This window comes from Streptomyces sp. NPDC048416 (genome assembly GCF_043200435.1).
In the GTDB taxonomy this organism is placed as follows: Bacteria; Actinomycetota; Actinomycetes; order Streptomycetales; family Streptomycetaceae; genus Streptomyces.
Map to the genome: position 1 here is coordinate 74,295 of NZ_JBICXU010000026.1, position 23,845 is coordinate 98,139.

Here is a 23,845-nt window from a genome sequence, read left to right on the forward strand (position 1 = left end):
GACGACCCAGGAGGACCGCGTGCAGACCAACCCCCTCGACGTGGGCCGGCTGGCCGCCATGGACGCGCGGGAAGCGGCCCGGCTCCTGAAGGGCATGCGTGCGGCCGCGCTCGCGGGGCGGCGCCCCGAGGTCGTGCCGCGTACGGAGATCGGGGAGTCGTGGCGGCGGGCGCTGCGCAGCGGGCTCGATCCGGACGGCGACAGCCACCCGGGGCTGCTGCCGGCCGCCGAGGTCGAACGGCGCAGGCGGCACTCGCCGTTGACGCAGGCCCTGCCGGTCCTCAGGGACGCCCTGGTGTCGGTCGCCGACGCCGCGCAGCACATCATGGTCGTCTCGGACGCCGAGGGGCGGCTGCTGTGGCGCGAGGGCCATCCCGCCGTCCTGAAACTGGCCGACGCCCTGGGCTTCGAGGTGGGCGCCGACTGGAGCGAGCCGGCCGTGGGGACCAACGGGGTGGGCACCCCGCTCGTGACGGGCCGGCCGGTTCAGGTGTTCTCGGCCGAGCACTTCGTCGCCGCCCATCACGCCTGGACCTGTGCGGGCGCGCCCGTGGTCGATCCGCGCGACGGGCGGCTGATCGGGGTGGTGGACATCAGCGGCCCGCTCGCCACCCTGCACCCGGCCACGCTGTCCTTCGTGACCTCGGTGGCCCGGCTCGCCGCGGCCGAGCTGCGCGACCGGCACCACGCCGCCCTCGAACGGCTGCGCACGGCGGCCGCCCCCGTGCTCTGCCGGGTCGGCGGGCGCGCGCTGGCCGTCGACGCCAACGGGTGGGTGGCCGCGGTCACCGGCATGCCGCCCATCGACCGGCTCGCGCTGCCCGGAACGCTCCGTGGCGGCCGCGTGTGGCTTCCCTCGCTCGGGATGTGCACGGTCGGACCACTGCCCGGGGGCAGGCTCGTCCAGGTCGCCGACGACGCGGGCGGCGCATCGGCCGCGTCGCAGCTGCGGGTCGTGCTCGACCTGAGCCGGCCACGGCGCTGCCCGGTGACCGTCACGGGCGACGCCGGCAGCTGGGCGCAGGAGCTCAGCCCGCGCCACGCCGAGCTGTTGTTCGTCCTCGCGCTGCACCCCGAGGGCCGCAGCGCCGCGCAGCTCGCGCAGGACATCTTCGGGGACCCGACGCGCACGGTGACGGTGCGGGCCGAGATGTCGCGGCTGCGCCGCAGGCTCGCGGAGGTGCTGGCCCATCGCCCCTACCGTTTCGGCGACAACGTGAGCGTGGAGGTGATCCGGCCGGACCATCCGGCGGACCTGCTCGCCCACTCCTCGTCGCCCACCGTCGTCAGGGCCCGGGACGGGCGTACCTGACCTGCGGTGGAGGCCGCGATGGCCGCATGATTGCCTGGCCGTATGAGTATCACCCTCACCACCTGGTCCCTGGAGCAGACATCGGCCGCGGATCTGCGCCCGGCGGCCGAGCCGTCCCGCGATGTCACGGTCGTGCGCGCCGAGGTCCCCTCGCCGGAGTTCAGCCGCTTCCTCTATACCGCGGTCGGCGGCGACATCCAGTGGACCGACCGCCTCGGCATGACGTACGCCGAGTGGGAGCGGGAGCTGGGCACGCCCGGCACGGAGACCTGGGTCGCCTACGAGCGGGGGACGCCCGCGGGCTACGTCGAGCTGGCGGCGCAGCCCGGCGGCTCGGTCGAGATCGTCTATTTCGGCCTGATCCCTGCCTTCCGCGGCCGGCGGATCGGCGGTCACCTCCTGACGTACGGGATCCGGCGCGCCTGGGACCTGGCCGAGCGCTGGCCGGGGCTGCCCGCCACCGAGCGGGTGTGGCTGCACACCTGCTCGCTGGACGGCGAGCACGCCATGGACAACTATCTGCGGCGCGGCTTCAAGCTCTTCGACACGAAGGAGGAGCAGGCCGAGCCCGCTTCGGCGCCGGGGCCCTGGCCGGGGGCGTTCTGAGGCGGTGTCCGCACCCCGCGGGCGAGCCGGCGTCCGCGTCCGGTGGGCGGCTCCCCAAGAGGCCCGGACACCCGGCCCGTTCCGTGACCCGGAACACACCGTCTCGCGATTCGGGACACTATTGTCCACATATTGGATAGTGGTGGACTGGGTCCAAAGTCCCGTGACACGCTTCCGTCATGTCTGGAACTGGAATTGCCTTGGTGAGTCGGCGGCACGTCGACCTCGGCCGCATGTCCAGCGCCATCTGTCCGGCACGCTGACGCCTCCAGCAGCGCCGCGAACCCTCTCCCTCTTTCCCTGACTGCGCACCACCGCGCCGAAGCGCGAGTGTGCAGCTCAGAGCCGCCCTCCTGCAGTCCCGAAGGACATATGCCATGGCTGCCAGCCCAGAGAACCCTGCCCCCACGACGCCCCGCCGCAAACCGGGCCGTCACCGTGGTGAAGGCCAGTGGGCCGTCGGCCACTTCACGCCCCTCAACGGCAACGAGCAGGTGAAGAAGGACGACGACGGTCTCAATGTGCGGACACGCATTGAGACGATCTACTCCAAGCGCGGCTTCGACTCCATCGACCCCAGCGACCTGCGCGGGCGGATGCGCTGGTGGGGGCTCTACACCCAGCGCCGACAGGGCATCGACGGCGGCAAGACGGCGATCCTGGAGCCGGAGGAGCTGGACGACGAGTACTTCATGCTCCGTGTCCGCATCGACGGCGGCCGGCTGACCACCGAGCAGCTGCGGGTGATCGGCGAGATCTCGCAGGAGTTCGCGCGCGGCACCGCCGACCTCACCGACCGGCAGAACGTCCAGTACCACTGGATCCGCATCGAGGACGTCCCGGAGATCTGGAACCGGCTCGAAGCGGTCGGCCTGTCCACCACCGAGGCCTGCGGTGACACCCCGCGCACCATCCTCGGCTCGCCGGTCGCCGGGATCGCGGCGGACGAGATCATCGACGGCTCCCCCGCCGTCGACGAGATACACCGCCGCTTCATCGGCAACCCGGCCTTCTCCAACCTGCCCCGCAAGTTCAAGACGGCGATCTCCGGCTCCCCGCAGCTGGACGTCGCGCACGAGATCAACGACGTCGCGTTCGTCGGCGTCGAGCACCCCGAGCACGGCCCCGGCTTCGACCTGTGGGTCGGCGGCGGGCTCTCCACCAACCCCAAGCTGGGTGTGCGGCTCGGCGCGTGGGTGCCGGTGGAGGAGGTGCCGGACGTCTTCGAGGGCGTCATCTCGATCTTCCGCGACTACGGCTACCGGCGGCTGCGCAACCGCGCCCGGCTGAAGTTCCTGGTCGCCGACTGGGGCCCGGAGAAGTTCCGCCAGGTCCTCCAGGACGAATACCTCAAGCGCGAGCTCGTCGACGGGCCCGCGCCCGAGCTGCCCAAGGACGTCTGGCGCGACCACCTCGGCGTGCACCGCCAGAACGACGGCCGTTTCTACATCGGCTTCGCGCCGCGCGTGGGACGCGTGGACGGGGCCACCCTCAGCAAGATCGCCGAGCTCGCCGAGACGCACGGCTCGGGCCGCCTGCGCACCACCACCGAGCAGAAGCTGATCGTGCTCGACGTCGAGGAGAGCCGCGTCGAGTCGCTGGTGTCCGGCCTCGAATCGCTCGGCCTCCAGGTCAACGCCTCGCCGTTCCGGCGCGGCACCATGGCCTGCACCGGCATCGAGTTCTGCAAGCTGGCCATCGTCGAGACCAAGGCGCGCGGCGCCTCGCTCATCGACGAACTGGAGCGCCGCATCCCGGAGTTCGACGAGCCGATCACCATCAACATCAACGGCTGCCCCAACTCCTGCGCCCGCATCCAGGTCGCGGACATCGGCCTCAAGGGCCAGCTGGTCCTCGACGACGCGGGCAACCAGGTCGAGGGCTTCCAGGTGCACCTGGGCGGCGCGCTCGGCCTCGAAGCCGGCTTCGGCCGCAAGGTCCGCGGCCTGAAGGTCACATCGGCCGAGCTGCCCGACTACGTCGAGCGGGTCCTCAAGCGCTTCCAGGCGGAGCGCACCGAGGGCGAGCGGTTCGCGGCCTGGGCCGCGCGCGCGAGCGAAGAGGCCCTGTCATGAGCGAGCGAGCGGCGCCGTTCCACTGCCCGTACTGCGGGGACGAGGACCTGCGTCCCAACGAGACCGGCCACGGCGCGTGGGAATGCGCGGCGTGCAACCGGGCCTTCCAGCTGAAGTTCCTCGGGCTGCTGGCCCGGGGAGTGACGCGCGACCACAGGGCAGGGGAAGCGATATGACGGCCACCCGGACCGCCGAAGACCTCAAGGCGCTCGCCGAACAGGCGGGCCGTGACCTGGAAGACGCTTCACCCCTGGACATCCTGCGGTGGGCGGCCGACACCTTCGGCAAGCGGTTCTGCGTCACCTCCTCCATGGAGGACGCGGTCGTCGCGCATCTCGCCTCGCGGGCCATGCCCGGCGTGGACGTGGTGTTCCTCGACACCGGCTACCACTTCCCCGAGACCATCGGCACCCGGGACGCGGTCGCCGAGGTGATGGACGTCAACCTCATCACCCTGACCCCGCGCCAGAGCGTCGCCGAGCAGGACGCCGAGTACGGCCCCGCGCTGCACGACCGCGATCCCGACCTGTGCTGCGCGCTGCGGAAGGTCAAGCCCCTTGAGGAGGGCCTGAGTTCGTACGCCGCATGGGCCACCGGCCTGCGCCGCGACGAGTCCCCGACCCGGGCGGACACCCCGGTCGTCGGCTGGGACGAGAAGCGGCAGAAGGTCAAGGTGTCGCCGATCGCGCGCTGGACGCAGGACGACGTGGACGCGTACGTCGCGGAGCACGGCGTGATCACCAACCTCCTCCTCATGGACGGCTACCCCTCGATCGGCTGCGCTCCCTGCACCCGCCGGGTCGCCGAGGGCGAGGACGCGCGCGCCGGGCGCTGGGCCGGACGCAACAAGACCGAGTGCGGGCTGCACGTATGACGGTTCGTCAGGAAAACGATCAGGAGACTTCGATGAGCGTGACGGAGGCGGGAGCCACCATCTGGCTGACCGGTCTGCCGAGCGCGGGCAAGACGACCATCGCCTATGAGCTGGCGGGCAGGCTGCGCGCGGCCGGTCACCGGGTGGAGGTGCTGGACGGCGACGAGATCCGTACGTTCCTCTCGGCGGGCCTCGGCTTCAGCCGTGAGGACCGGCACACCAATGTGCAGCGGATCGGCTTCGTCGCCGAACTGCTCGCGGCCAACGGCGTGAAGGCGCTGGTCCCGGTGATCGCGCCGTACGCCGACAGCCGCGAGGCGGTGCGGGGGCGCCACAAGAGCGAGGGCACCGCCTATCTGGAGGTGCACGTCGCGACCCCGGTCGAGGTGTGCTCCGTACGCGATGTGAAGGGCCTGTACGCCCAGCAGGCGGCCGGCGAGATCAGCGGCCTGACCGGCGTCGACGACCCGTACGAGGAGCCCGAGTCGCCCGATCTGCGGATCGAGTCGCACACCCAGACCGTGCAGGAGTCCGCGGCCGCGCTTCTTGCGCTGCTCACCGAGAGGGGCCTGGCATGACGTCAGCCGTCACTGTGACCGAGGGCATCGACAGCCCGTACGCGCTCAGCCATCTGGACGCCCTGGAGTCCGAGGCGGTGCACATCTTCCGTGAGGTGGCGGGTGAGTTCGAGCGGCCGGTGATCCTGTTCTCCGGCGGCAAGGACTCCATCCTGATGCTGCACCTGGCGCTGAAGGCGTTCGCCCCGGCGTCCGTTCCCTTCTCGCTGCTGCACGTGGACACCGGGCACAACTTCCCCGAAGTCCTCGCCTACCGCGACCGGGTGGTGGCCGAGCACGGACTGCGGCTGCACGTGGCCTCGGTGCAGGAGTACATCGACGCGGGCAAGCTGCGCGAGCGGCCCGACGGGGTGCGCAACCCGCTCCAGACGGTGCCGCTGACCGAGGCCATCCAGCAGCACCGCTTCGACGCCGTGTTCGGCGGCGGCCGGCGCGACGAGGAGAAGGCCCGCGCCAAGGAGCGGGTGTTCTCGCTGCGGGACGAGTTCTCGCAGTGGGACCCGCGCCGTCAGCGCCCCGAGCTGTGGCAGCTCTACAACGGCCGGCACGCGCCGGGCGAGCACGTGCGGGTGTTCCCACTGTCCAACTGGACCGAGCTGGACGTGTGGCAGTACATCGCCCGCGAGGACATCGCCCTGCCGGGGATCTACTTCGCCCATGAGCGCGAGGTGTTCAAGCGGTCCGGGATGTGGCTGACCGCGGGCGAGTGGGGCGGGCCCAAGGGCCAGGAGACGGTGGAGACCCGCATGGTGCGCTACCGCACCGTGGGCGACATGTCCTGCACCGGCGCCGTGGACTCCGACGCCACTACGCTGGACGCCGTCATCACCGAGATCGCCGCATCGCGGCTGACCGAGCGGGGCGCGACCCGGGCCGACGACAAGATGTCCGAGGCCGCGATGGAAGACCGCAAGCGCGAGGGGTACTTCTAAAGTGAGCACTACCGCCGAAAACGCCAAGCAGCTGGCCGGCCTGTCGGCCACCACCCTGCTGCGCTTCGCGACCGCCGGGTCCGTCGACGACGGCAAGTCCACCCTGGTGGGCCGGCTGCTGCACGACTCCAAGTCGGTCCTCACCGACCAGCTGGAGGCCGTGGAGGCCGCCTCGCTCAAGCGCGGCCAGGAAGCCCCCGACCTCGCGCTGCTCACCGACGGCCTGCGGGCCGAGCGCGAGCAGGGCATCACCATCGACGTGGCCTACCGCTACTTCGCCACCCCCCGGCGCCGGTTCATCCTCGCCGACACCCCCGGGCACGTGCAGTACACCCGCAACATGGTGACCGGCGCCTCCACCGCCGACCTCGCCGTGGTCCTGGTCGACGCCCGCAACGGCGTCATCGAGCAGACCCGCCGGCACGCCGCCGTCGCCGCGCTGCTGCGCGTGCCGCACGTGGTCCTCGCCGTCAACAAGATGGACCTGGTGGCGTACGAGGAGAAGGTCTTCGCGACGATCGCCGAGCAATTCACGGCGTACGCGAGCGAGTTGGGCGTTCCGGAGATCACCGCGATCCCGATCTCGGCGCTCGCCGGTGACAACGTGGTGGAGCCCAGCGCCAACATGGACTGGTACGGCGGACCCACCGTCCTTGAGCACCTGGAGACGGTCCCGGTCAGCCACGACCTGACCTCGTGCCACGCCCGGCTTCCCGTGCAGTACGTGATCCGCCCGCAGACCCCCGAGCTGCCCGACTACCGGGGCTACGCGGGTCAGATCGCCGCCGGTACGTTCCGGGTCGGCGAGCCGGTGACCGTGCTCCCTTCGGGGCGTACGAGCACCGTGGCCGGGATCGACCTGCTGGGCGAGTCCGTCGACATCGCCTGGACGCCGCAGTCCGTCACCCTTCTCCTCGCCGACGACATCGACATCTCGCGCGGCGACCTGATCGTGCCGAGCGGGGACGCCCCGGCGACCAGCCAGGACATCGAGGCGACCGTCTGCCACGTGGCCGACCAGCCCCTGACGGTCGGTCAGCGCGTCCTGCTCAAGCACACCACCCGCACGGTCAAGGCGATCGTCAAGGAGATCCCGTCCCGGCTCACCCTGGACGACCTCTCCCAGCACCCGGACCCGGGCCAGCTCGTCGCCAACGACATCGGCCGCGTGAAGGTCCGCACCGCCGAACCGCTCGCGCTCGACTCCTACGCCGACTCGCGCCGCACCGGATCGTTCCTCCTGATCGACCCGGCCGACGGCACCACGCTCGCGGCCGGCATGGCGGGCGAGTCGTTCGCCACCCACAAGGCCCTCGCCAGTGTCGCGGACGAGGACGGCTGGGACTTCTGATGAACCACGACGTCTACTCGACCTTCGCGAAGGAGGGCGGCCGCGTCGGCAGCGGCGCCCTCGGCAGCGGCCAGGGCGGGGTGGCCCGATGTGCGCGATGACGTACGCGCACCGCTCGCGCGCCAGGATGCACCACCGGCACCCGCCCCCGCACCGAAGACCCGCCGACCGCCCGGCCCCGTCCCGGAGTTGACACTCCCCGGGACGTGAGCGCCGGGCCCGTGAGAGGAAACCCTCCCGTGCCTGCCAGCTCCCTCCTGAGGCGCAGCCTCGCCGCCACCGCCAGTGTGACCCTGCTGTTCGGGGCGCTCACGGCGTGCGGCTACGGCTCCGCCGCGGCCAAGGACGACGCCGGCAGGGCCGCGCCCGTCCCCGGCGGCAAGAAGCTCTCCGCCGACTCGGTGAAGATCGGCTACTTCCCGAACCTGACCCACGCCACGGCGCTGGTCGGGGTCCAGGAGGGCCTGTTCCAGAAGGAGCTGGGGGGAACCGCTCTCAAGACGTCCACGTTCAACGCGGGGCCCTCCGAGATCGAGGCCCTGAACGCGGGCTCGATCGACATCGGGTGGATCGGCCCGTCGCCCGCCATCAACGGCTACACCAAGTCCAAGGGACAGAGCCTGCGCATCATCGGCGGCTCGGCGTCCGGCGGGGTGAAGCTGGTGGTCGACCCGGACAAGGTCAAGACGCTGGACGACCTCAAGGGCAAGAACATCGCGACGCCGCAGCTCGGCAACACCCAGGACGTGGCGTTCCTCAACTGGCTGTCCGGCAAGGGCTGGAAGGTCGACCCGCAGAGCGGCAAGGGCGACGTCAACGTGGTCCGCAGCGACAACAAGATCACCCCGGACGCCTTCAGATCGGGTTCGATCGACGGGGCCTGGGTGCCCGAGCCGACCGCGTCCAAGCTGGTCTCCGAGGGCGGCAAGGTGCTGATCGACGAGTCCGACCTGTGGCCCGACCACCAGTTCGTGATCACCAACATCATCGTGTCGCAGAAGTTCCTCACGGCGCACCCCGACGTCGTCGAGGCGGTCCTGCGCGGCTCGGTGAAGACCAACGAGTGGATCAACTCCCACTCCGAGCAGGCGAAGGCCTCGGCCAACGCCGCGCTCAAGAAGCTCTCCGGCAAGGAGCTTCCGGCGGACGTCATCGACCCGGCCTGGAAGTCCATCAAGGCCCTGGACGACCCGCTGGCGGCCAGCCTCCAGGCGCAGGCCGACCACGCGGAGCAGGCCGGACTCCTCAAGAAGCCCGACCTCAAGGGCATCTACGACCTGGCCCCGCTCAACAAGGTCCTCACGTCCCTGGGCAGGCCCGAGGTCGGCGACGCCGGCCTCGGCGTCAAGTAGTCCCCCATCCAGCCGGTTCCACAGGTTTCCCAGGAGGTGACGACCATGGCCACCGCACTCGTCAAGGCCACGGACCGCACGGCGGCGGCGCACGAGCACGCCGCCCGGATCGGGCACGTCTCGAAGTCCTTCAACGGTCCCGCGGGGCCGCAGCTCGTCCTCGACGACATCACGCTCGATGTCGCACCGGGCGAGTTCGTGACCCTGCTCGGCGCCTCCGGGTGCGGGAAGTCGACGCTCCTCAACCTGGTGGCGGGCCTGGACGCGCCGACCGCGGGCACCATCGAGACACCGGGCGGCCGGCCCGCCCTGATGTTCCAGGAGCACGCCCTCTTCCCGTGGCTGACCGCGGGCAAGAACATCGAACTCGCCCTCAGGCTGCGCGGGGTGCCCAAGAACGAGCGGCGCGGGCGTGCGGATGAACTGCTCGCGCTCGTCCGCCTCCAGGGCGCGTACGGCAAGCGCGTGCACGAGCTGTCCGGCGGCATGCGCCAGCGCGTCGCGATGGCCCGGGCGATCGCCCAGGACTCCCAACTCCTCCTGATGGACGAGCCGTTCGCGGCGCTCGACGCCATCACGCGCGACGTACTGCACGACGAGCTGACCCGCATCTGGCGCGAGACGAACCTGTCCGTGCTGTTCGTGACGCACAACGTGCGCGAGGCGGTCCGGCTCGCGCAGCGCGTGGTGCTGCTCTCCTCGCGGCCCGGCCGGGTGGCCCACGAGTGGACGGTCGACATCGACCAGCCGCGCCGTATCGAGGACGCCGAAGTGGCGGAACTCTCCGTCGAGATCACTGAACAACTGCGTGGGGAGATCCGCCGACATGGCCAGCACTGAGACCACCGACGCCAAGGACTCCCCCGGGCTCGGCAGCCTCGAAGCGGGGCTCGACGCGCTCGAAACCGTGCAGAGTCACCGCACCCCGCTGCGCGAGGTGGTGGTCAAGAAGGTCCTGCCCCCGCTCACCGCGGTCGCGCTCGTCCTGGTGGTGTGGCAGGTCCTGGTCTCGGCGAAGGTCACCGATTCCTACAAGCTGCCGGCGCCGGCCGCGGTGTGGTCGAGCCTGCGGGACATGTGGCTCCAGGGCACCTTGTTCGACATCGTGTGGACCAGCGTCTCGCGCGGCCTGCTCGGCTTCCTGCTCGCCCTGGCCATCGGCACGCCGCTGGGTCTGCTGGTGGCCCGGGTCACGTTCGTGCGCGCGGCCATCGGCCCGATCCTGTCCGGGCTCCAGTCGCTGCCGTCAGTGGCCTGGGTCCCGCCGGCCGTGCTGTGGCTCGGCCTGAACGACTCGATGATGTACGCGGTGATCCTGCTCGGCGCGGTCCCCTCGATCGCCAACGGGCTCGTGTCGGGTGTCGACCAGGTGCCCCCGCTGTATCTGCGGGCCGGCCGCACGCTCGGCGCGACCGGGATGCGGGGCGCCTGGCACATCCTGATGCCGGCCGCGCTGCCCGGCTATCTCGCCGGTCTGAAGCAGGGCTGGGCCTTCTCCTGGCGTTCGCTGATGGCCGCCGAGATCATCGCCTCCTCGCCCGACCTCGGGCTGGGGCTCGGCCAGTTGCTGGAGAACGGCCGCAACAACTCCGACATGCCCGGCATCTTCCTCGCGATCTTCCTGATCCTGGTCGTGGGCATCGCCATCGACCTGCTGATCTTCAGTCCGCTGGAGCGCCGCGTGCTGCGCGGCCGCGGCCTGCTCGTGAGGGGCTGAGCCGCCCGTGAACCGTCCGGTCCTCCTCGTCATCGCCCACGGCAGCCGCGATCCCCGGCACGCCGCGACCGTGCACGCCCTGGTGCGGCGGGTCCGTGCGGCGAGGCCGGGCCTGCGCGTGGAGACCGGCTTCCTCGACTTCAACGCGCCGTCGGTCCCCCAGGTCCTGGACCGGCTCGCGGGTGAAGGCGTACGGGACGTGGTGGCCCTGCCGCTGCTCCTGACCCGCGCCTTCCACGCCAAGGCGGACATCCCCGCGGTGCTCCACCGGGCTCCGGCGCGCCTGAACATCAGGCTCGCGGAGGTCCTTGGCCCCTCGCCGCTGCTGCTCGACACCCTGGAGCGGCGGCTGTACGAGGCGGGGCTCGACCCCGCCGACAAAAGCTCGACCGGGCTCGTCCTGGCCTCGGCGGGCTCCACCGACCCGGAGGCGATCGCAGTGATCGCTGAAATCGCGCGGGAGCTGCGGCACACCGGTTGGTGCGCCGTGCGGCCTGCGTTCGCCTCCGCGGCTCTGCCCCGTACGGAAGACGCCGTACGGGAACTGCGGGCCATGGGCGTGCGGCGCGTCGCCGTCGCCCCGTACGTCGTCGCGCCCGGCTTCCTGCCCGACCGGATCGCCCGGGGCGCGGCGCGGGCCGACGTACTGGCCGACGTGCTCGGCGCGGCGCCCGAGCTGGCGCGCCTCCTCCTTCTGCGCTACGACGAGGCCCGGATGCGGGCGAACGTGCCCGCGCTGAGCGCCTGAGACCTGACACTCCGTCAATTCCCGTCCGTGGTGGCCCGGACGGCCGTTCCGGCCCGTCGCCCGCCCCGGTGACGGCCCCGCGACGGTGAAGGTGCAGGAGGTGCGGGGCGTCGCCGGGGACAGGCCGCCGATCACGCGGGACATGCCCTTCGCGGCCTGCTGGTCACGCGGTCCAGCGCGGGTCGCGGCCCGATGCCGCAAGGGCGCGCTCCACAGTGGAGGCGGCCGGCAGTTCCACGGGGTCGGCGAAGCCCTGGTACTGGCGGTAGATCTCCGCGTTCTGCTCGACCGCCCGCAGCACGAAATCGGCGGACTCCGGCGAGAGGCGCATCTCCTGGCCGGTGGCGCGCGCGACGTCCCAGCCGTGCAGCGCCAGCTCCTCGATGAGCATGGCGGCGATCTCCACGGCGGGCATCGCGGTCCCGCCGAGGTCGATCTCGCCCTCCCACACCGCCGGGTCGGCCCAGGCGGCGACGGCCCGCTCAAGCTGGGCCGCGTACTGCTCGGCCCAGTCCGCGTCGGCGGTGAAGTCGCGTGCGGTGAGCTCGTCGGGGAGCGCCGTGCGCAGGGCCCGGTGTTCCAGGCCGTGCGAGGTGTAGACGATCCAGTGGTTGAGCAGCGTCCGCACGTCCCACTGCCCGCAGGGGGTGGGCCCGGCGAGCTGCCCGGGAGTGACGCCCCGCGCGATGCGGGCGGCCTCCGCCACACATTCGGTCATGGCACGGTGTTCGTTCTTCATGGCTCAAGCCTCCCTCTTCAGGTGCTCAAGCCTCCCCCGTCGCCGCCGTGCCGGTATTGAAGAAACGCGACAGCCTCCGCCGCGGCCGGACGGGCGGCCGGGCGGGCATCAGTCGAAGCTGAGGGACCCCGTCCTGACCCGCTTGAGCTCGAAGAAGTCGGGGTACGCCGCGAGCGTGCGCACGCTGTCGAAGAGCCGGGCCGCCTCTTCGCCGCGCGGGATCGAGCTGAGCACCGGGCCGAAGTAGACATTGCCGTCCAGGTGCAGGGTGGGCGTACCGATGTAGCCGTCCTCGGCCGGGTCCTTGCCGGCGTCGTGGCTGCGCCGCACGGCTTCGTCGTACGCCGCGTCGTGGGCGGCGTCGGCGAGCGCGGCGGGCAGCGCGAGCTCCGCGAGCGACTGGGCGATCACCTCGTCGAAGTCCTGGTTCTTCTCCTGGTGGACGCGGGTGCCGAAGGCCGTGTAAAGGTCGCGCAGCACGCCCTCGCCGTGCGCCTCGGCGGCCGCGACCGCGACCCGGACGGGGCCGATCGACCGGTCGATGAGGTCCCGGTACCAGTCGGGCAGGTCGTTGCCGATGTTGTGGAGGTAGAGGCTCATCGGCCGGAACCGCAGGTCGATGTCACGGTGGCGTTCGACCTCAAGGATCCAGCGCGAGGTGATCCAGGCGAACGGGCAGGCCGGGTCGAAGTAGAAGTCGACGGTGGTGCGCTGTGCGGAGTCCTTCGTGGTGTACGTCATGCGCCGAGCCTATCCGTGCAGTGGCCCTCGCTCATGGGCCATTGGCGGCGGTATCCACTGGGCCACTTCGCTGTCGGGCGGCGTCGGCCGATCCGTCGGACGTCCCGGTCTCCGCGCAGGTCGGCGCGGCGGCGGGGCCGGAAGGCGATGGCTGCTCGGGTACGGTCCCGCCATGATCTCTGAGACCTTCCCGCTCGGCGGACAACAGCTCGTGCGGCGCCTCGGATTCGGCACCGCGCAGCTCACCGGTCCCGGCTACTGGGGCCCGCGCGGCGACTGTGCGGACGCGCCGGCCGTGCTGCGGCGGGCCGTCGAGCGAGGCGTCACACTGATCGACACCGCCGACAACTACGGCCCCGGTCTGGCCGAGGAACTGGTCGCGGAGGCACTGCACCCCTATCCGGCCGGGCTGGTGATCGCGACCAAGGGCGGTGTCGTACGCACGGACGAGCGCTCCTGGCACATCGCGGGGCGGCCCGAGCAGCTGCGGGCCATGTGCGAGGCGAGCCTGCGCCGGCTGCGGGTCGAGACGATCGACCTCTACCAGCTGCACCGGCTGGACCCCGCCGTCCCGATGGCCGAACAGCTGGGCGCCCTCGACGAGTTGAGGCAGCAGGGCAAGATCCGGCACATCGGTCTTGACAGCGTCCGCGTGGACCAGGTCGAGCAGGCACTGCGACTGACCGCCATCGCCTCGGTGCAGAACCGCTTCAACCTCCTGGACCGGGAGGCGCAGGGGGTCCTCGCCCTGTGCGAGGCACACGGCCTGGCGTTCCTGCCCTGGTTCCCGCTGGCCAACGGCGCCCTCGCGGGGGACGGTGCGGCCGCCCTCGGCCGGATCGCGCACCGCCATGGTGCGAGCGCAGGCCAGATCGCCCTGGCCTGGCTGCTGCACCGCTCCCCCGTCCTGTGCCCGACGCCGGGCACGGGTTCACTGAAGCATCTGGACGAGAACCTGGACGCCGCTCACATCCGGCTCTCGGACGCCGAGTTGGGTGAGCTGGAGGCGCTTGAACCGTCCTGAGCGTGCCGTCGCACGGGGGCGCTTCCTCAGGCGCCCGCCGCCGTCATCTCCACCAGCGCCTTGACGGTGTTCCAGTTGCGGGAGGTGGCGGAGACCCCCTTGAGCAGCCCGGGCCGCGCGAGGGCGGCGGCGAGCTGTGACGTGCCGAGACCCTGGGGCGCGTACAGATAGAGCACCTGGTCGCCCAGCCGGAACTCCTCGGGGAGGTAGGCCGCCGGGTCGATGGCGGAGAAGCGTTCGGCGGTGACGGGCGGGCCCGCGAAGAAGGTGGCGTGCAGCTGCTTGCCCGCCAGCTTCTCGGCCGGGAAGGGGCAGGCCTCAAGGACGGAGCGCAGATAGGCACCGTCGCGCACCATGCAGGCCACGGAGAACCCGAAGTGCGCCTCGATGGCGGCCTCCAGTTCCGCGGCGAGCACGTCCTGGTCGCGGGAGTCGCTGCTGAAGACGGCGTTGCCGCTGTTGAGATACGTCTTCACGCCACTGTGGCCCAGGTCGCCGAGGATCGTCCGCAGCTCGGCCATGGGAACCTTCTTGGCCCCGCCCACATTGATGCCGCGCAGAAGAGCGGCGTACGTCGTCGTCATGGGCCCAGCCTAGGGAGTGTCTTCGACGTAGGCGTCGTTCGCCCGCCGGCCGGGCGGGACGGGGCGGACGCAACCTGGGACGGCCCCCGCGCCCCCGTGGGGGATGGGCGCGGGGGCCGTCGCTCCATGCTGCCGAACGGTGTCTGCTCGACGACCGTCAACAGCTTGTCCGGGGTGACCTGACGCGCGGTGGAGTGCCGGCCGGTGGTCGCGCGCTGGGTGGGGTGCCATGGAGAGGGGTCTCCTCGTCACTCCTCGATGGGGGCCACCTACCGGAGGGGATCCCTCCGGGGTTGGTTCGAAACCCTCGCGGATTGACGCGCTCAGATCAAGGGCTTCCGGCAGCTGTGACCTACCCAACAGGTTTCCGCCATGCGATACCGGCCACGGGGGGTCAACTCGGCGCATCCGCCGCCCTGTCGGGGCAGGGTTCCTGGAGCCTTGGGACGGTGGTGCCCTCAGCGCTGGTAGCGGGCGAGCACTCGGTTTCCGTCCTGGACCAGGCGCTTGCGCAGGGCGGCCGCGTCGATGGCGCCGCTGTAGTACTCCTGGAGTGCCGGGGTGGCGACCTTGTCCTTCCACTCCGGATAGCCCCGCACGGACTGCGCCGGCGCCGAGCGCAGATGCGGGGCGAGCGCCGCACCGGTCGCCCAGCCGTTGTCCGGGGTGTGCAGCGCCGGGTCCTTGAGGGCGTCGGTTCCCGTCGGCAGCATCCAGTCGCCCTTCGCCAGGCGGACCATGTTCGCCGGGCTCAGCAGGAAGTCGATGAACTCCGCGGCCTCCTTGCGATGCGGGCTGTCCTGGGCGATCGACAGCGTCTGGGGGCTGACGCCCTGATCGAGGCCGGCACTCCCGGCCGGCGGCGGCAGTACCGTCCACTGGAAGCCGGGCGGCGCCTGCTGGACGATCTGCTGACGGTAGGAGAACCCGAGCGGCACCATCGCGTACATGCCGCCGAAGAAGCCGGGAAGGGTGTCCGAGCCGCCCATGCCCAGGGCGCTGCGCGCGGCGCTCTTGTCGGTGTTGACCTGGTCGCGGATGGTGGCGGGGACCGTCGCGTCGCCGGACGTGAACTCCACCTTCGTCCTGCCGTCGCCCTCGGGCGTGAAGAGCCGGCCGCCCGTGGACAGGCTCAGGTTGAGGGTGGCCGAGACGGGCTCCTTGAGCGGCCAGGCCACTCCGTACCTCCCCTCGCCGCTCAGCTCCTTCGTGACCTGCCGGAACTCGGCCCAGCTCCACGGCTGTTCAGGGGTGGGGATGCGCACCCCCGAGGACTTGAGGAGCTTCGCGTTGGCGATGAGCACCCTCGGTTCCTGGAGGAACGGCACTCCGTACACGCCCGGACCGAAGGTGGCCGTGTCCCAGCTCCGGGCCGGGATGCCGTCCTTGAGCCGCCGCGGCAGCAGGCCGCTCAGGTCCGCGAGGTAGCCGCCGTGGGCGAAATCGGCCAGGTCGTCGGATGCGTCGTGGATGATGTCCGGCGCTTCGTCGCCCTCGAAGGCGGTGAGCAGCTGGTCGTGGACGGTGTCCCAACTGCCCTGTACGTACTGGACCTGAATGCCCGGATGCGCCGTGTTCCACTGCGCCACGAGGCTCTTGGTGGCGGCGACGGACTCCTTCTGCCAGGCGAGGGACTGGAAGCGGAGCCTGATCACTCCCCCGTCGTCCGGTCCGCCGCCCGCACATCCGGCGAGCAGCGGCGCCAGCAGGGCCAGGGCGCCAGCCACGCTCAGCAGGCGGCTGCGCCGGGACGGCCGGCCGGTGCGCATCAGCTCTTCACCGCCCCGGTCAGCATGCCGCCGGTGATCCTCTTCTGGATGATCGCGAAGATCAGCAGGGAGGGCAGGGTGGCGAGGAAGGCGGCGGCCGCGAGGGGGCCGAGGTCGGCGGCTCCCTCCGCGCCGAGGAAGTGGGTGAGGACGACGGGCAGCGTCTGTTTCTCCGGGGTCTTCAGGAGAACGAGCGCGAAGAAGAACTCGTTCCAGGCCGTGATGAAGGCGAACAGGCCGGTGGCCACGATCCCGGGGGCGAGCAGGGGCGCGGTGACCGACACGAGGGTGCGCAGCCGCCCCGCACCGTCGACGGCGGCAGCCTCTTCCAGCTCCGTGGGCACGGCGCGTACGTAACCGCTCAGCATCCACAGCGCGAACGGCAGCGACCAGACCACGTACACCATGACCAGACCGCCCAGCGAGTTGATCGCATGCAGGTTCTTGAGGACGAGGAAGAGCGGGATGATCAGCAGCACGAAGGGGAACGCCTGGCTGATCACCACCCAGCCGGTGGCGGCGGCCGCGAGCCTGCCACGGTGGCGGGCCATCACATGGGCCAGGGGCGTGGCGATCACCACCGCGATGAGGGCGGCCGAGACGGCGGCGATCAGGCTGTTCAGTCCGGCGTGGAGCAGGGGCTGTTCGTCGAAGGCCTGGCGGAAGTTGGTGAGCGTGGGATGCCTGGGGATCCAGGTGGGGTGGAGCGATCCCAGTTCGCGTGCCGGTTTGAAGGCGGTGGAGATCAGCCACAGGAAGGGAAAGGCCAGGAAGACCAGATAGGCGAGGAGCGCCAGGTACTGTCCCGCGCGCCCCCATGTCGTGGTCCGCGTGCTCATGCGCCGCCCCCTTCCCTGAGGCGTCCCACGAGGAAGAGGGAGAGGCAGACGGCGATCACCGCGACCATGACGCAGCCCATGGCCGCCGCGTATCCGAACTGCCCGTAGCGGAAGGCCTCTTCGTAGGCGAAGAGCATGGGAAGCCGGGTGCGGCCGCCGGGGCCGCCGTTGGTCAGCACATAGACCAGGGCGAAGGAATTGAAGTTCCAGATCAGATTGAGGGCCGTGATGGCGAGCGCCACGGGTTTCAGGGCGGGCCAGGTCACGGCGCGGAAGCGGCGCCAGGCACCGGCCCCGTCGATGGCCGCGGCCTCGTGCAGCTCCCGCGGGGTGTTCTGGAGGCCGGCGAGGAGGGCGACCGTGGTCTGCGGCATGCCCGCCCAGACGCCGACGACGATGACGGCGGGCAGCGCGGTGGCAAGACCGGTCAGCCAGTCCCGTCCGTCACCGAGGCCCAGGTCGCGGACGGTCTCGTTGAGGACGCCCGCGTCCGGGTGGTAGACGAGGCGCCACACGATGCCGACCACGACCTCCGGCATGGCCCACGGGATGATCGCGAGGGCCCGGGCCGGCCACCGCAGCCGTAGCGGCTGGTTGAGGAGCAGGGCGAGCCCGAGTGCCAGCAGGAACTGCGGCACGGTGACACCGACCGCCCACAGCAGCCCGATTCTGAACGACTCCCAGAACAGCCCGTCGTGCGCCAGGTCCTGGAAGTTGAGCAGGCCGGTCCACTGGGTGGAGGTGGTGCGGCCGGACTGGGCGTCGGTGAAGGCGAGTGCGATGCCGTAGAGGAGCGGGCCCACGCTGAGCACCAGAATGGGGATGAGTGCGGGCAGCACGAGGAACCAGGCGCCGCCTGCGGGTCTGTTCGACGGATCTGTGGTGGTCGACCGTGCCCGCACGACCGCGGATGTCACTTTTTCCACCCCTTTGTCCAGTAAGGCCGAACAGCCCCCGTCATCGTGCTGACGGTCAATCCATTCGTCAAGACGACCTGCGTGAATGCGAGACTTGACCGGCACCTGAATCACCACCGGGAGACGACCATGGACGAGGCACGGGCACGCGGACTGCTGGCCGCGGCGGCACACGACGATCCCGGCGCGCTGCCCGGGGCCGCGGAGGCCGAACTGCTCGCGCTCGGCGAGAACGCGGTCTTCGCCCTGCCCGGCGCCGCCGCGAACTCGACGGAAGGCGGCCTCGTCGTCAAGGTGGGCCGCGACGCCACGCACCATCCGGAGCTTCTTGAGCGCGCCGCACGCGAAATGACCATCGCGGCCTGGCTTGCCGAGGCGTCCGTGCCCGCGGTGCGGGCCGCCGAGCCGAAGCCGCGGCTCGTCGAGGGCCACCCCCTGACGGTGTGGCACCGGCTGCCCGCCGCCGAACGCCCGGCCGAGCCGGCCGATCTGGCCGCCCTGCTGCGCCATGTCCACGCCCTGCCGGCGCCCGGCTTCCCGCTGCCCCGACGTGACCTGCTCGGCGGTGTCGAACGGTGGCTACGCCTGGCGGGCGAGGCCATCGACCCGGACGACGCGGCCTATCTGCGGGCCCGCAGGGACGGCTTCGCGTCCGCGTCCGCCGCGCTCACTCCGCGCCTGCCGCTCGGCCCCATCCATGGCGACGCCCTCCCCCGCAATGTGCACATCGGGCCCGAAGGGCCCGTCCTGGTCGATCTGGAGACCTTCTCCTTCGACTTCCGCGAGCACGACCTGGTCGTCATGGCCCTGTCCCGCGACCGCTACGGCCTGCCCGCCGAGCAGTACGACGCGTTCGTGACCGCCTACGGCTGGGACGTGCGTACATGGGAGGGCTGCGCGGTCCTGCGCGGCGCCCGGGAGACGGCCAGCTGCGCCTGGGTGGCCCAGCACGCTCCGGCCAACCCGAAGGCACGCGAAGAGTTCCGCCGCCGCGTCGCCTCCCTGCGCGACGAGGACCCCGAGGTGCGCTGGTACCCGTTCTGAGGCGCCGGGGCCCGAGCGGCCGTGCGGCGTCCGGGAGTTCAGCCCTGGGCGGGCGTCAGCTCACGCAGCGGCCAGGCTCCGTCGATCACCGCGTCGGCGGTGCCCTTCTCGCGCAGGAAGCGCTGGAAGTCCGCAGCCCACTGCGCGTACCAGTGGATCTGACGCTCATGCAGCTCCGCCGGTTCGAGGCGCGCCACCAGCGGGTGGCGCTCGGCTATCGCCCCGGCGAGCAGGGCCGCCGCCAGCGCGTCGGCCCCCGCGTCGTGCGCGGCCTCCAGGGCCACTTCGTACTCGGCACACACCGCTTCGAGGGTGCGCTTGCCCTTGCGGTAGCGGTCCACGGAGCGGTCGATCGTGTACGGGTCGACGACGGGGCCCACGGACGCGCCGCCCAGCCGGTCGGTGAGCGAGGGCAGTCGATGGCGGCGCAGCTCGGCGGCGAGCAGCGTCAGATCGAACGCCGCGTTGTAGGCCACCACCGGCACGCCACCGCGCCAGTGGGCGGTCAGGATGTCGGCGATCTCGTCGGCCACCTCGGGGGCCGGCCGTCCTTCCGCCGCCGCCCGTTCGCTGCTGATGCCGTGGACCGCCGAGGCCTGGGCCGGGATCCTGATCCCCGGATCCGCGAGCCAGCTGTGCCGGCGCACCACGTCACCGCCCCGCACTTCGACGATCGCGGCCGTCACAATGCGCGCTTCGCGCGGCTCGGTGCCCGTGGTCTCCAGGTCGAAGCCGACCAGCGGCTCCAGGTGCCAGCTCATGCTGCTGCCCCTCCTTCGTGGTGCTTTCCCCCAGTTGACGACCACCCTCGCACGCGGCACTGACAATCGGCCGCGCGGCCGGAATGCGCCGGAGGAAGCACCCTCGCCCTTCAGGACACAGGGCGCGAATCAACCCAGACCGACTCGAACTCCTCGCGGTAGGTCTCGAAGAGGCCGTGCTCCACGTCCTGGCCCTGCCGCACCACCCCCCGCCGCCCGCCGCCGCGCAGCACCAGCACCGGCGCCTCCATCCCCCGCGCGCGGCGCAGATAGGACTGGACGACCGCCAGACCGTCCGCCCCGTCGCCGTCCACCAGATAGGCGGTGAAGCGCGGCGTCTCGTCGAAGACCTGGATCTCGAAGGCTCCCGGATCGCGCAGCCGGGCCCGCACCCGCCGCATGTGCAGGATGTTCATCTCGACCGACCGGCTCAACTCCCCCTTCTTCAGGCCGAGTTCCCGCTCGCGCCGCTTGACCGCGCTGCTCGCCGGGTTCAGGAAGAGCAGCCGGATGCGGCAGCCCGACTCGGCGAGCCGCACCAGGCGCCGGCCCGAGTAGTTCTGCACCAGCAGGTTCAGGCCGATGCCTATCGCGTCGAGGCGGCGGGCGTTCCCGAACAGGTCCTCGGCGGGCAGCTGGCGCTGGAGGCGCACCCGGTCGGAGTGGACGGAGACGACGTCGGCGTACCGGTCCCCGACCAGGTCCTCCACGGCGTCGATGGGCAGGCGGTGCGCGGCCGGGGCCCCGCTGCCGCCGCCGAGGACGTCCAGGAGCCGCGCCGAGGCGCGTTCCGCCTGGGCCAGCACCGCCTCGTTCAGGGCGCGGTTGCGGGAGACGACGTTGCGCGCCACTTCCAGTTCGTCCAGGGCGAGTTCGACATCGCGCCGGTCGTCCACGTACGGCTCGAAGCAGGGCCAGTGCTGCACCATCAGCTCCCGCAGCTGAGGCAGCGTGAGGAAGCTGAGCACGTTGTCGTCGGCGGGGTCGAGCAGATAGCCCTTGCGGCGTGAGACCTCGCGCACCGCGACGGCCCGCTGCACCCACTCCTGGCCGGCCGGTCCCGCTGCGGCGACCACCCAGTCGTCGCCGTGGACCGGCTCGTAGATCGGCCGCAGCACGGCGGCCACCACGGCACGCAGCCGCTGTTCCACCAGGTTCAGCCAGATGTAGGCGCGCCCGGCCCGCTGCGCGCGCGTACGCACCTCGCTCCAGGCGTCGGCGCCCCAGTCGAGCTCGGCGCCGATCTCCATCGGGCGCGCCAGGGAGACCGCTCCGGGTGGGATGTCGCCGGACTCCCCCTCATGACCCGTGTCACCAGGGGGCAGCTCAAGGCCTCCCGAGCTCACCCGCGCACCGCCTTCCGCCCCCCGGCAAACCCGAGCGGGCCGAACCCGCCCCGCGCACCCTTCAACGATCAAGGAAGGGTACTCCGGGAGCGGGAGGCGGTGCAGCCCGATGCCGAGTCGAGTTTGCCAACTCGCCGGAGGATACGGCCTGTTCTGGTGGGCACTATCTGTCGGGGTGAGCGGATTCATAGCGCTTGCCCGCGTCGCCGGAGCCGGGTCACCCGTTGGCGCACGCGGACGTCCTGGGTGACCGTCGTCTTTTCAGGGAGGATCTGGCTTTCAGGAGGATCTGGCCGAACAGTCCCCCAGTACCCCGAGCGGAAGTGGAAGAGTCTTGCCCATGCAGGTGTGGCCGGGACAGGCTTACCCACTCGGCGCCACGTACGACGGCGCCGGGACCAATTTCGCGGTCTTCTCCGAGGCCGCCCGTCGGATCGAGTTGTGTCTGCTGCACGACGACGGTTCGGAGACCGCCGTCGAACTGCGCGAGTCCGATGCTTTCGTACGCCACGCCTATCTGCCCGGGGTGCTGCCGGGACAGCGGTACGGCTTTCGGGTGCACGGCCCGTACGAGCCGCAGGAGGGTCATCGCTGCAACTCGGCGAAGCTGCTGCTCGACCCGTACGCGCGCGCCATGAGCGGGACGATCGCATGGAACGAGGCGGTCTACGGCTACCACTTCGGCCGCCCCGACAGCCGCAACGACCTGGATTCGGCGCCGCACGCCATGGCTTCGGTGGTGGTCAACCCCTTCTTCGACTGGGGCGACGACCGGCCGCCCCGCACCGACTACCACCACACCGTCTTTTACGAGGCGCACGTCAAGGGCCTCACCATGCTCCATCCGGAGCTCCCGCCGGAGCAGCGCGGCACCTACGCGGCCCTGGCCCACCCCGCCGTCATCGAACACCTCAGCCAACTGGGGGTGACAGCTCTTGAGTTGATGCCCGTGCACCAGTTCGTCAACGACCACCGGCTGGTGGACGCCGGCATGTCGAACTACTGGGGCTACAACACCATCGGCTTCTTCGCGCCGCACAACGCCTACGCGTCCTGGGGCGACCGGGGCCAGCAGGTCCTGGAGTTCAAGCAGGCGGTGCGGGCGCTGCACGAGGCGGGCATCGAGGTCATCCTCGACGTCGTCTACAACCACACGGCGGAGGGCAACCACCTCGGGCCCACCCTCTCCTTCCGGGGCCTGGACAACGCGCAGTACTACCGTCTCGCCGACGACCAGCGCTATTACGAGGACACCACCGGCACCGGCAACAGCCTCCTGATGCGGTCCCCGCACGTCCTGCAACTCATCATGGATTCGCTGCGCTACTGGGTGACCGAGATGCATGTGGACGGCTTCCGCTTCGATCTCGCCGCGACCCTGGCCCGCCAGTTCCACGAGGTGGACCGGCTTTCGTCGTTCTTCGACCTGGTCCAGCAGGACCCGGTGGTCAGCCAGGTCAAGCTGATCGCGGAGCCGTGGGACGTGGGCGAGGGCGGCTACCAGGTGGGCAACTTCCCGCCGCTGTGGACCGAGTGGAACGGCAAGTACCGTGACACCGTACGGGACTTGTGGCGCGGCGAGCCCCGTACGCTCGCCGAGTTCGCGGGCCGGCTGACCGGGTCGTCCGACCTGTACCAGGACGACGGGAGGCGGCCGCTCGCCTCGATCAACTTCCACACCTGTCACGACGGGTTCACCCTCAACGACCTGGTCTCGTACAACGACAAGCACAACGACGCCAACGGCGAGGGCAATCGCGACGGCGAGAGCCACAACCGGTCCTGGAACTGCGGCACGGAGGGCCCGACCGACGACGAAGGGGTGCGGGAGCTGCGCGCCCGGCAGATGCGCAACTTCATCGCCACCCTGATGCTGTCCCAGGGCGTGCCGATGATCAGTCACGGCGACGAGTTCGGCCGCAGCCAGGGCGGCAACAACAACGCGTACTGCCAGGACAACGAGCTGTCCTGGGTGCACTGGCCGGACCCCGATGACGATCCGCAGGGCACGCTCCTGGAGTTCACCAGGGCCATGGTGTGGCTGCGCCGGGACCATTCGGTCTTCCGGCGCAGGCGCTTCTTCCACGGCCGCCCGGTCCAGGGCACGCACGACGAGCTCTCCGACATCGCCTGGTTCACCCCCGAGGGCGAGGAGATGGCGGACCGGGACTGGCAGTCGGCGAACGCGAAGGCGCTGTCGGTGTTCCTCAACGGGAACGCGATCTCGGAGCCGGGGCCGCGCGGCGAGCGGATCAGCGACGACTCGTTCCTGCTGATGTTCAACGCAAGCGCCGAGACGCTGGACTTCGTGGTGCCGGTGAACCACGGCCGCCAGTGGCAGGTGGTCGTGGACACCGCCCGCCCCGAAGGGGTGCCACCGGGCGATGGCCCGAAGGTGGCGGCCGGCGGGCGGATCACGCTGATCGGACGCAGCCTCACGGTGCTGCGGCGGCCCGCATGACTCCAAGGCCGCCCCAACGGCTCTGACCTGCGCCGGAGTTCACTTGTCAGTGGGCTCCGGCACAGTGGGGACCAT

24 protein-coding genes are annotated in these 23,845 nt (G+C 71.1%); 16 read left to right on the forward strand and 8 right to left on the reverse strand.

Annotation, left to right across the window (positions count from 1 at the left end; all coding sequences use genetic code 11):
• The first annotated feature begins 19 nt into the window (after positions 1-19).
• From ACGFW5_RS26995 to ACGFW5_RS27055, 13 genes are all read left to right on the forward strand, one after another.
• On the forward strand, positions 20-1,312 hold the full coding sequence (locus tag ACGFW5_RS26995; RefSeq protein ID WP_393836875.1) for a GAF domain-containing protein: 1,293 nt from the start codon (positions 20-22) through the stop codon (positions 1,310-1,312).
• A gap of 42 nt (positions 1,313-1,354) precedes the next feature.
• Positions 1,355-1,918 carry a GNAT family N-acetyltransferase gene (locus ACGFW5_RS27000; protein WP_393836876.1) on the forward strand — a complete coding sequence of 188 codons (564 nt, stop codon included), beginning with the start codon at positions 1,355-1,357 and terminating at the stop codon, positions 1,916-1,918.
• A 179-nt stretch (positions 1,919-2,097) separates the two neighbouring features.
• On the forward strand, positions 2,098-2,181 hold the full coding sequence (locus tag ACGFW5_RS27005; protein WP_310591794.1) for a putative leader peptide: 84 nt from the start codon (positions 2,098-2,100) through the stop codon (positions 2,179-2,181).
• A gap of 114 nt (positions 2,182-2,295) precedes the next feature.
• The gene (locus tag ACGFW5_RS27010; protein WP_393836877.1) at positions 2,296-3,993 is read left to right on the forward strand and encodes a nitrite/sulfite reductase; all 1,698 of its coding nucleotides are present in this window, start codon (positions 2,296-2,298) and stop codon (positions 3,991-3,993) included.
• Positions 3,990-4,169: a hypothetical protein gene (locus ACGFW5_RS27015; protein ID WP_393836878.1), complete on the forward strand. Its 180-nt coding sequence runs from the start codon at positions 3,990-3,992 to the stop codon at positions 4,167-4,169. Before ACGFW5_RS27010 ends, ACGFW5_RS27015 begins: the two co-directional genes overlap by 4 nt.
• Positions 4,166-4,867: a phosphoadenylyl-sulfate reductase gene (locus ACGFW5_RS27020; RefSeq protein ID WP_393836879.1), complete on the forward strand. Its 702-nt coding sequence runs from the start codon at positions 4,166-4,168 to the stop codon at positions 4,865-4,867. Before ACGFW5_RS27015 ends, ACGFW5_RS27020 begins: the two co-directional genes overlap by 4 nt.
• A gap of 32 nt (positions 4,868-4,899) precedes the next feature.
• Entirely contained in the window at positions 4,900-5,445 is a 546-nt protein-coding gene (gene cysC, locus ACGFW5_RS27025) for an adenylyl-sulfate kinase (protein ID WP_393836880.1), read from the forward strand.
• Positions 5,442-6,377: a sulfate adenylyltransferase subunit CysD gene (gene cysD / locus ACGFW5_RS27030; protein WP_393836881.1), complete on the forward strand. Its 936-nt coding sequence runs from the start codon at positions 5,442-5,444 to the stop codon at positions 6,375-6,377. Before cysC ends, cysD begins: the two co-directional genes overlap by 4 nt.
• 1 nt (position 6,378) lies before the next feature.
• Entirely contained in the window at positions 6,379-7,728 is a 1,350-nt protein-coding gene (locus tag ACGFW5_RS27035; RefSeq protein WP_393836882.1) for a sulfate adenylyltransferase subunit 1, read from the forward strand.
• A 239-nt stretch (positions 7,729-7,967) separates the two neighbouring features.
• Entirely contained in the window at positions 7,968-9,080 is a 1,113-nt protein-coding gene (locus ACGFW5_RS27040) for an aliphatic sulfonate ABC transporter substrate-binding protein (protein ID WP_393836883.1), read from the forward strand.
• A 45-nt stretch (positions 9,081-9,125) separates the two neighbouring features.
• Positions 9,126-9,920 (forward strand): ABC transporter ATP-binding protein, encoded by a 795-nt coding sequence (locus ACGFW5_RS27045; RefSeq protein WP_393836884.1) that lies wholly within the window; start codon positions 9,126-9,128, stop codon positions 9,918-9,920.
• Complete coding sequence (locus ACGFW5_RS27050; RefSeq protein ID WP_393836885.1) at positions 9,907-10,797, forward strand: ABC transporter permease; 891 nt, start codon at positions 9,907-9,909, stop codon at positions 10,795-10,797. Before ACGFW5_RS27045 ends, ACGFW5_RS27050 begins: the two co-directional genes overlap by 14 nt.
• A 7-nt stretch (positions 10,798-10,804) precedes the next feature.
• Complete coding sequence (locus ACGFW5_RS27055) at positions 10,805-11,545, forward strand: sirohydrochlorin chelatase (RefSeq protein WP_393836886.1); 741 nt, start codon at positions 10,805-10,807, stop codon at positions 11,543-11,545.
• Positions 11,546-11,708: 163 nt separating this feature from the next.
• On the opposite strand, the gene ACGFW5_RS27060 is transcribed toward ACGFW5_RS27055, so the two are convergent.
• Complete coding sequence (locus ACGFW5_RS27060) at positions 11,709-12,284, reverse strand: TIGR03086 family metal-binding protein (RefSeq protein ID WP_393836887.1); 576 nt, start codon at positions 12,282-12,284, stop codon at positions 11,709-11,711.
• A 108-nt stretch (positions 12,285-12,392) separates the two neighbouring features.
• The gene (locus ACGFW5_RS27065; RefSeq protein WP_393836888.1) at positions 12,393-13,025 is read right to left on the reverse strand and encodes a DsbA family protein; all 633 of its coding nucleotides are present in this window, start codon (positions 13,023-13,025) and stop codon (positions 12,393-12,395) included.
• Positions 13,026-13,197: 172 nt separating this feature from the next.
• Here ACGFW5_RS27065 and ACGFW5_RS27070 point away from each other — a divergent pair, with 172 nt between their 5' ends.
• Entirely contained in the window at positions 13,198-14,049 is an 852-nt protein-coding gene (locus ACGFW5_RS27070; RefSeq protein WP_393836889.1) for an aldo/keto reductase, read from the forward strand.
• A 26-nt stretch (positions 14,050-14,075) separates the two neighbouring features.
• Here ACGFW5_RS27070 and ACGFW5_RS27075 read toward each other — a convergent pair whose 3' ends face one another.
• The 4 genes from ACGFW5_RS27075 to ACGFW5_RS27090 all read right to left on the reverse strand — a co-directional run bounded on the left by ACGFW5_RS27075 (position 14,076) and on the right by ACGFW5_RS27090 (position 18,143).
• On the reverse strand, positions 14,076-14,633 hold the full coding sequence (locus ACGFW5_RS27075; protein ID WP_393836890.1) for a DUF1697 domain-containing protein: 558 nt from the start codon (positions 14,631-14,633) through the stop codon (positions 14,076-14,078).
• Between the two features lie 458 nt (positions 14,634-15,091).
• Positions 15,092-16,402 carry an ABC transporter substrate-binding protein gene (locus ACGFW5_RS27080; RefSeq protein ID WP_393836891.1) on the reverse strand — a complete coding sequence of 437 codons (1,311 nt, stop codon included), beginning with the start codon at positions 16,400-16,402 and terminating at the stop codon, positions 15,092-15,094.
• Entirely contained in the window at positions 16,402-17,241 is an 840-nt protein-coding gene (locus tag ACGFW5_RS27085) for a carbohydrate ABC transporter permease (RefSeq protein ID WP_393836892.1), read from the reverse strand. The genes ACGFW5_RS27080 and ACGFW5_RS27085 overlap by 1 nt, the downstream gene beginning before the upstream one ends.
• A complete protein-coding gene (locus tag ACGFW5_RS27090) occupies positions 17,238-18,143 on the reverse strand; it encodes a carbohydrate ABC transporter permease (protein ID WP_393836913.1) in 906 nt (301 codons plus the stop codon). Before ACGFW5_RS27090 ends, ACGFW5_RS27085 begins: the two co-directional genes overlap by 4 nt.
• Before the next feature lie 144 nt (positions 18,144-18,287).
• Between ACGFW5_RS27090 and ACGFW5_RS27095 the strand changes: the two genes are divergently transcribed.
• Positions 18,288-19,202, forward strand: a complete 915-nt coding sequence (locus ACGFW5_RS27095; protein ID WP_393836893.1) for a phosphotransferase enzyme family protein — start codon at positions 18,288-18,290, stop codon at positions 19,200-19,202.
• A 38-nt stretch (positions 19,203-19,240) separates the two neighbouring features.
• Here ACGFW5_RS27095 and ACGFW5_RS27100 read toward each other — a convergent pair whose 3' ends face one another.
• Together ACGFW5_RS27100 and ACGFW5_RS27105 are read right to left on the reverse strand one after the other, a co-directional pair.
• Positions 19,241-19,963 carry a 3'-5' exonuclease gene (locus ACGFW5_RS27100; protein WP_393836894.1) on the reverse strand — a complete coding sequence of 241 codons (723 nt, stop codon included), beginning with the start codon at positions 19,961-19,963 and terminating at the stop codon, positions 19,241-19,243.
• Between the two features lie 110 nt (positions 19,964-20,073).
• Positions 20,074-21,309, reverse strand: coding sequence for an SAV2148 family HEPN domain-containing protein (locus tag ACGFW5_RS27105; protein ID WP_393836895.1), 1,236 nt, complete (start codon positions 21,307-21,309; stop codon positions 20,074-20,076).
• Positions 21,310-21,649: 340 nt separating this feature from the next.
• On the opposite strand from ACGFW5_RS27105, the gene glgX reads away from it, so the two are divergent.
• On the forward strand, positions 21,650-23,770 hold the full coding sequence (gene glgX, locus ACGFW5_RS27110; protein WP_393836896.1) for a glycogen debranching protein GlgX: 2,121 nt from the start codon (positions 21,650-21,652) through the stop codon (positions 23,768-23,770).
• The last annotated feature ends 75 nt before the right edge of the window (positions 23,771-23,845 follow it).